The sequence below is a fragment of the Burkholderia sp. Ac-20392 genome, from assembly GCF_017104585.1.
Taxonomy (GTDB): Bacteria; Pseudomonadota; Gammaproteobacteria; order Burkholderiales; family Burkholderiaceae; genus Burkholderia; species Burkholderia lata.
Genome location: NZ_JAAGPB010000455.1, coordinates 1 through 6,590, shown reverse-complemented (window position 1 = coordinate 6,590; position 6,590 = coordinate 1). Strand labels below are relative to the sequence as shown.

At 66.8% G+C, this 6,590-nt stretch carries 6 protein-coding genes and 1 pseudogene; 3 read left to right on the top strand and 4 right to left on the bottom strand.

The genetic code is table 11. The annotated features are described in order from the left end of the window. Positions 1-1,421, top strand: a 1,421-nt coding sequence (locus G3N99_RS31820) for a GNAT family N-acetyltransferase (protein ID WP_206124362.1), incomplete at its 5' end; no start/stop codon positions are given. Between the two features lie 642 nt (positions 1,422-2,063). Here the strand turns inward: G3N99_RS31820 and G3N99_RS31815 are convergent. Both G3N99_RS31815 and G3N99_RS31810 read right to left on the bottom strand, forming a co-directional pair. Further along, the gene (locus tag G3N99_RS31815) at positions 2,064-2,615 is read right to left on the bottom strand and encodes a hypothetical protein (RefSeq protein ID WP_174940685.1); all 552 of its coding nucleotides are present in this window, start codon (positions 2,613-2,615) and stop codon (positions 2,064-2,066) included. A gap of 173 nt (positions 2,616-2,788) precedes the next feature. Continuing rightward, positions 2,789-3,610 (bottom strand): IclR family transcriptional regulator, encoded by an 822-nt coding sequence (locus G3N99_RS31810; RefSeq protein WP_174940687.1) that lies wholly within the window; start codon positions 3,608-3,610, stop codon positions 2,789-2,791. A 665-nt stretch (positions 3,611-4,275) separates the two neighbouring features. Here G3N99_RS31810 and G3N99_RS31805 point away from each other — a divergent pair. Then, a complete protein-coding gene (locus G3N99_RS31805) occupies positions 4,276-5,124 on the top strand; it encodes an ureidoglycolate lyase (RefSeq protein WP_174945767.1) in 849 nt (282 codons plus the stop codon). A 132-nt stretch (positions 5,125-5,256) separates the two neighbouring features. On the opposite strand, the pseudogene G3N99_RS31800 reads toward G3N99_RS31805, so the two are convergent. After that, a pseudogene (locus tag G3N99_RS31800) lies at positions 5,257-5,641 on the bottom strand (VOC family protein). 100 nt (positions 5,642-5,741) lie between these two features. Between G3N99_RS31800 and G3N99_RS31795 the strand changes: the two are divergent. Next, the gene (locus G3N99_RS31795; protein ID WP_174940693.1) at positions 5,742-6,386 is read left to right on the top strand and encodes an ABATE domain-containing protein; all 645 of its coding nucleotides are present in this window, start codon (positions 5,742-5,744) and stop codon (positions 6,384-6,386) included. Positions 6,387-6,418: 32 nt separating this feature from the next. On the opposite strand, the gene G3N99_RS31790 is transcribed toward G3N99_RS31795, so the two are convergent. Then, a partial coding sequence (locus G3N99_RS31790) for a helix-turn-helix domain-containing protein (RefSeq protein ID WP_277396472.1) occupies positions 6,419-6,590 on the bottom strand: 172 nt, incomplete at its 5' end.

Sequence of the window (6,590 nt, the reverse complement as noted above, 5' to 3'; positions counted from 1 at the left end):
GGTCGCCCGCGGCCACGTCGGCGGTGTCGGCCGCGCTGCCGCATCTCGCCTCGCCCGGCAATCCGCTGACGCTGGGCGACGATGCGCGTCCCGAGCATTTTGCCGCGGCGGTCAAGGCGCTCGCGCCGTTTCCGCAAACGGGCACGCTGTTCGTCGTCCATTCGACTTCCCACAGCGCGCCGGCCGACGCGGTTGCGCACACGCTGATCGAATCACGGCAGTACGCGCATCGCGGCATCCTCGCGTGTTTCTTCGGCGCGGTCGACGCGGCGACGCGCGATGCGCTGCACGCGAACGGCATTCCCGTGCACACCACGCCGCAGCGGCTCGCGCGTGCGTATGCGCGTCTCGTCGACTACAACCTCGGGCGGCAACTGCTTATGCAGACGCCCGAGGGTACGCCGCCGCAGCCGGCCGAGTGCGTTGCGTCCGCGCAGGCCGACGCGCGCCGGATGGTCGAAACCGGCCAGCATGAGCTGACCGGCGAAGCCGCGCTGCACTGGCTGTCCCGTTTCGGCCTGCAGGGCGAGCCGGTCGTCGAGCCGGCCGGGAGGAAAGTCGTCGATGTCACCGTCGACATGTACGACGATTCGAACTTCGGCCCGGTGTTTCGCTATGCCGTGCCGCCCGCGGACGGTGTATCGGCGCCGTTCGTCGTCTATGGCCTGCCGCCGCTGAACACCGTGCTCGCCCGCGCGGTGATGGAGCGCTCGCCGTATGCGCGCAGCACGCCCATCGAACCGACGCTCGACGCGTTGACGGCGCTGTCGCAGGTCGTCTGCGACGTGCGCGAAGTCGTGGCGATGTCGGTCACGCTGCGCGTGCTGCCCGACCGCGCGCACGTGATCGCACCGCGCATCACGCTCGCAGCGGGGCGCAGCCGGCTCGCGATCATGCCGTATCCGCGCCACCTCGAGCAGACGCTCGAGTGGCGCGGCGAGACGGTGACGATCCGCCCGATCCGTCCGGAAGACGAGGCCGCGCACAACGAGCTGCTCGGCGCGATGACACCGGACGATCTGCGGATGCGTTTCTTCGGCGCGGTGCGCAGCTTCGATCACTCGCAGGTCGCGCGCATGACGCAGATCGACTACGACCGTGAGATGGCGTTCATCGTGTCGTTCACCGATGTGTCGGGGCGCGACCACACGCTCGCGGTGGCGCGCGCGGTGGCCGATCCCGACAACGAGACGGCGGAGTTCGCGATCGCGGTACGACCCGATCAGAAGGGCAAGGGGCTCGGCCGGCTGATGATGACGCGGATCATCGACTACGCGCGCTCGCGCGGAACCGCATGGATGATCGGCGAGGCGCTGCGCGAGAACTCGGCGATGATCTCGCTGGCGAAGGCGTGCGGGTTTGCCGTGTCGACGACAGAGGAGCCGGGCGTCGTCGGCTTCAGGATGAAGCTGCAGCCGTAGCGTGTGTCGGCGGCCCAACGCGCGGATGCGTCGCATGCGGTGGATGTCTCCGGCCTGCCTGCGCGTTGCGGATGTTCCCATTCAGGGATGCAGAGCGTCCGAACCTGTCTCGCAAGCGAAGCCACCGCGAACGTGTTGGCGCCTGTTCGCAATGGAAATATCGACGCACAAATGGTACCGGTCAGGCACCGCGCGACGCGTACCGCTTGCCGCGATTTCCGTTCCGCGTCGCCGTTTTCAGCAAGGTATCCGCGCGCATTTACCGCCGCATTCCACCCTCGAAAATTCGAACTTGCCCAAAAGGTGAGATTTTTCGGGAGCCGCGGGTGAGCTTCTCCGGGAAGGTGGTGGTGAGCCGATACGGGAGCGCTCGGTGAGCCTTCCCGGGAGTGGCCGGTGAGACTCTGCGGGAACGGCCGGTGAGCGTCTCCGGGAGGCGTGGGTGAGCCTTTCCGGGGCGTGTCGGTGAGGGTCTCCAGGAGCCTGGGTGAGCTTTTTCGGGAGGCGCAGGTGAGCGCTTGCGGGACGCCAAGGTGAGACTTTTCGGGAGCACCCGGACGCACGGCTCCCGCAAGCGCAGCGCCGGCCTGGGCCGGCGTCACGCAGGGTGCGGGCACGCATGAACCGTGCCCGTGGCTACGTTCAGGCGGCGAGTTTCAACGCCGCGTCGTTCACCTGGTCGCGCGAAATCGCGAGTTCCTCGAGGTGCGGATCGGCATAGACCGCGCCGGTTTCGCGCTCGAGACGGGCGATCGTCAGTGCACAGCGCGCGGTGTCCTTCGGCATCGCGATGAAGCGCTTGACCGATTCGCCGGACGTGAACGCTTCGAACAGCGCGCCGCGCACGTCGTCCGGAAGCGTCTTGGTCCACTGGTACGGCTTGCCGTTGAACGTGATCGACGGCGGCAGCGTGCGTTCCTTCTTGGTCGCCGTGATGAGCCCGTAGGTGCGGGCTGCGTCGCCGATCTGTTCGGGCGAGAAGAGTTCGTCGGGCGTGATGTCGAACTGCTCGATGTAGCTCTCGATCGCCTGCATTGCAGCGGTACGATCGTCGCGCTTCTTCTGCGCGCGCGCGACGATATCGCGCAGCTCGTCCGCCTCTTCAGGCGTGATCGTGAAGCTTGCCTGCTTCTGCTGAAGTTCGGAGAAACGCTGGAATTCTTGATCGTTCAGAAGTTTGGCCATGACATCCATCGGACACGACGGCCGCGACAACCGGCCGCCGTAGTTTTTGAGAGGGCCGCTATTTTAGCGTAGCGCCGTGTGCGCACGATATGGCACCGTGTGCCGCGCTCCGCAGTGGGGTGGTGCGCGACCGGGCGCGACGCGATTGCGCCGCCCCCGGTGCGCTCCGCCGAGCCTGCGCGTCAGCAGGTCTCGTCGCGGCACATCGACAGATTGGCGGCCGTGTCGCGCAATCCTTCGACAACCTTGTCGACGGACGGCGCCGTGTGCGCATCGATCCTGCGCATGTACGGGCAGGTCAGCACCGCGATCGCATGGCCGGACGGCCCGAGGATCGGCGCGGTCAGGTCGGTCACGCCGTATGCCTGGCGGCTGTCCTGGCGCAGGTAACCGTCCTGCCGGATGGACTGGCACGCATACGCGAGTTCCTGCTCGTTCAGCGGCCCTTCGCCCTTGACCTTGCGGTGCTCGGCGAGCATGTGCGCGCGCTGCTCGGCGCCCTGGAACGACAGCATCACGCGTCCCGACGCCGTATCGGCGAGCCCGACGCGCGAGCCGAGCCGGACCGATACGCCCCACGGGCCGGGCCCGTCGACCTGCGCGATCACGAGCAGGTTGCCGCGATCGTAGACGGACAGGTGGCACGATTGTTCGGAGGAGTCGGCGAAACGCTGCATCGGCGGCAAGGCCTCGGCGATCAGCCGGCTCATCGGTGGATGCCGGTGCGCGAGCGAGAACAGCTTGAGGCTGAGCGTGTAGCGGTCGCCGCCGGTCGAGCGCATCACGTAGCGGCGCGCGACGAGGCGTTCGAGCATCCGGTAGATCTCGCTCGCGTTACGGCCGAGTTCCTTCGTGATTTCGGTACGGGTGAGGCCTTCTTTCTGCTCCGACAGGAGTTCGAGAATGTCGAGACCCTTGTCGAGCGCGGGTGCGCGATAGCGGTCGATTGCGCCCATCGATTCCCGTGCGTCGCAGCCGGGAAGCAGGTCGTTGGTTGTTTGCATTGTCGGTGTGAAGTTGGGGGGATTACTTTCGATCGATTGGCGACGCACGCTGGCCGATTCTGCAACACGCATGTGTCGAGCCCGCATGTGGCGACGAACGCCATCCGTTTGAGCTTAACAACAAACATTTAGTGTGCAATGCAGCGTCTTTTTACCGATCGTTACCGGACAAGAACGGATCGATTCCGTTTCGGGATGACAGGGAAGCCCCGAATACCCGGTATTCATGACAGGTGGCACCGGTTCAAGGTGTCCGAAAGGAAATCGGGCGACGGCGTTGCCCGCGATGCTGCGCCGCAGCGTCCGCAGGCGCACCAATAGTCGGTATCCGTCGCGCGTCATTTCACGGCGCGCGGCCGATGGTACAAAGGCTGGCGGGCCAACGACGGTGTGGCCGCGCGTGAAGCCGGCCGGTACGGGCCGGACCATGTCGCGGGTGCCGGGCCGTCGTCGCCGATGCGCAGACCGGCGGCCGCCCGTTCGATGCGCGCCGTACTTCCGTCCGGCGCCACGATCGCTGCGCCCGCGCGACCCTCGCGCGTCGACGGCATGCCGGATGCGGCGCCGACGCGCGCAATCGACGATCGACAATCAGTCCGGCGCGCGGCCACTGAAGGCCGAGTCGGCCGGTATCCTGTCCCATTCGACAACAGAGGTTGACCACGATGAAACTGCTTCGCTATGGCCCGTCCGGCCAGGAAAAGCCCGGTATTCTCGACGCGGACGGCCGGATTCGCGACCTGTCCGCGCACGTGCCGGACCTGTCCGGCGATGTGCTGTCCGACGCGGGTCTCGCGCGGCTGCGCGCGATCGATCCGGCCACGCTGCCGCTCGTGTCGGGCGAGCCGCGCATCGGCGCGTGCGTCGGGCACGTCGGCAAATTCATCGGCATCGGCCTGAACTATGCCGATCACGCGGCCGAAGCCGGCATGCCGGTGCCGAAGGAGCCGGTCGTGTTCGGCAAATGGACGAGCTCGATCTGCGGCCCGAACGACGGCATCGACATCCCGAAGGGCTCGGTCAAGACCGACTGGGAAGTCGAGCTGGGCGTCGTGATCGGTGCAACCTGCAAGGACGTCGACGAAGCGCGCGCGCTCGATTACGTCGCGGGCTACTGCGTCGTCAACGACGTGTCCGAGCGCGAATGGCAGATCGAGCGCGGCGGCCAGTGGGACAAGGGCAAGGGCTTCGACACGTTCGGCCCGATCGGTCCGTGGCTGGTCACGCGCGACGAGGTGCCCGATCCGCAGCGTCTCGACCTGTGGCTCGAAATCGACGGCCAGCGTTTTCAGAACGGCAACACGCGCACGATGGTGTTCACCGTCGCACAGCTGATCGCCTATCTGTCGAGCTGCATGACGCTGCAGCCGGGCGACGTGATCACGACCGGCACGCCGCCGGGCGTCGGCATGGGCATCAAGCCGTCGCCGGTATTCCTGAAGGCCGGCCAGATGGTGCGCCTCGGTGTCGAAGGACTCGGCGAGCAACTGCAGCACACGCGCGACGCGCGATAACCGCGCACCCGGCGATCCCGTCGAACGACCGCCGCCGGCGGTCGTCGGGCGCCGGATACCGATGATTCGAAGACAAGGGCCCGATTCCGCATGGCGCGGAATCGGGCCCTTGGCCTTGGTACGCGAGCTGGATCAGACGACGTTGTCGAGTTCGCAATGCGCTTCCAGTCGATACCCGTCGGGATCGACGACGAACGCTGCGTAGTAGCCGGGGCCGTAGTGTTCGCGCTTGCCCGGCCCGCCGTTGTCCTGGCCGCCGTGCTCGAGTGCGGCACGGTAGAACGCGTCGACTTCGACGGGCGAAGCAGCCCTGAACGACAGGTGCATCCCCGAGTCGGGATCGGGGGGCGACGGGACGAGCCGCATATTGCAACCACAGCTGCGGCTCGGTTGCGCCGTACCCGATGGATTCGTCGTCGCTATACAGCCGTTTGTAGCCGAGTGCGCCGAGCGTGCTGTCGTAGAACGCGCGACTGCGGCCGACGTGTGCAACGCCGAACGAAAGGTGATCGATCATCTGCTGTCTCCTTTGACTGAGGGGGAATTTCAGTGCAGCAACGTTGTTTTAACCACCATGCTGGTTATGTTAGAAAGCGTCCGCGGGCTTGTCAACCGGCATGGTGGTTAGATACGATCCGGGCATGAGCGATACGCAACCTTCCGTCACGATGGACTGCCTGATCCCGACGCCACCCGAAACCCTGAGCATCGATTTCGCGAACACGCTGTACTGGCGCGGCAGCGATCCGCCGACGGAAACCTTCGGCACGATGGACGACCTGCTGTCATGGTGTCGCGACCAGGCTGGCGTGCCGGCCGGTCTGGCGAAAGCGTGCCGCGCGCTTGGTGAAGAGGCGGGGGAGCCGGCGATGCTGGCGCGCGCGCTCGCATTGCGCGAGGCGCTGTATCGGCTCTTTCATGCGCAGGCCGAGCAGCGCGAGCCGCAGGCCGACGATCTCGCATTGCTCGGCGGCTTCCTGGCGGAAGCGACGCCGCGCGTCGCGCTGGCGCGCATCGATGGCGGCTATGCGTGGCGGATCGGGGAGGGGCGTGCGACGCTGGCCGGGCTGCTGAGCCCGGTACTGTGGTCGGCGATCGACCTGCTCGGCGGTGCGCGGCTCGCGAAGGTCAAGCGTTGCGCGAACGACGCGTGCCAATGGCTGTTCATCGACGACAGCAAGAACGGCAGCCGCCGCTGGTGTTCGATGTCGTCGTGCGGCAATCGTGCGAAGGCGTACCGCCACTATCACAAGGCCGACTGACGGTCGGCCCGTTCACTGCACGGCAGCCGCCCCTACTTCGCCGACAACTTCCGCCACAGTGTCGTCTTGCTGATGCCGAGCATCGCGCATGCGCGGTCGCGGTCGCCGCCGCATGCGTCGAGTACCGCGCGGATCTCGTCGGCTTCCGCGCGACGGCGGCGCGCTTGCAGTGTCTGCGCATCGTCGCTGTCGGCCGCGTCGGGA

Coding starts and splice junctions, on each gene's coding strand:
- G3N99_RS31815 (WP_174940685.1), bottom strand. CDS start 2,615: ATGGATGTCATGGCCAAACTTCTGAACGATCAAGAATTCCAGCGTTTC.
- G3N99_RS31810 (WP_174940687.1), bottom strand. CDS start 3,610: ATGCAAACAACCAACGACCTGCTTCCCGGCTGCGACGCACGGGAATCG.
- G3N99_RS31805 (WP_174945767.1), top strand. CDS start 4,276: ATGAAACTGCTTCGCTATGGCCCGTCCGGCCAGGAAAAGCCCGGTATT.
- G3N99_RS31795 (WP_174940693.1), top strand. CDS start 5,742: ATGGTGGTTAGATACGATCCGGGCATGAGCGATACGCAACCTTCCGTC.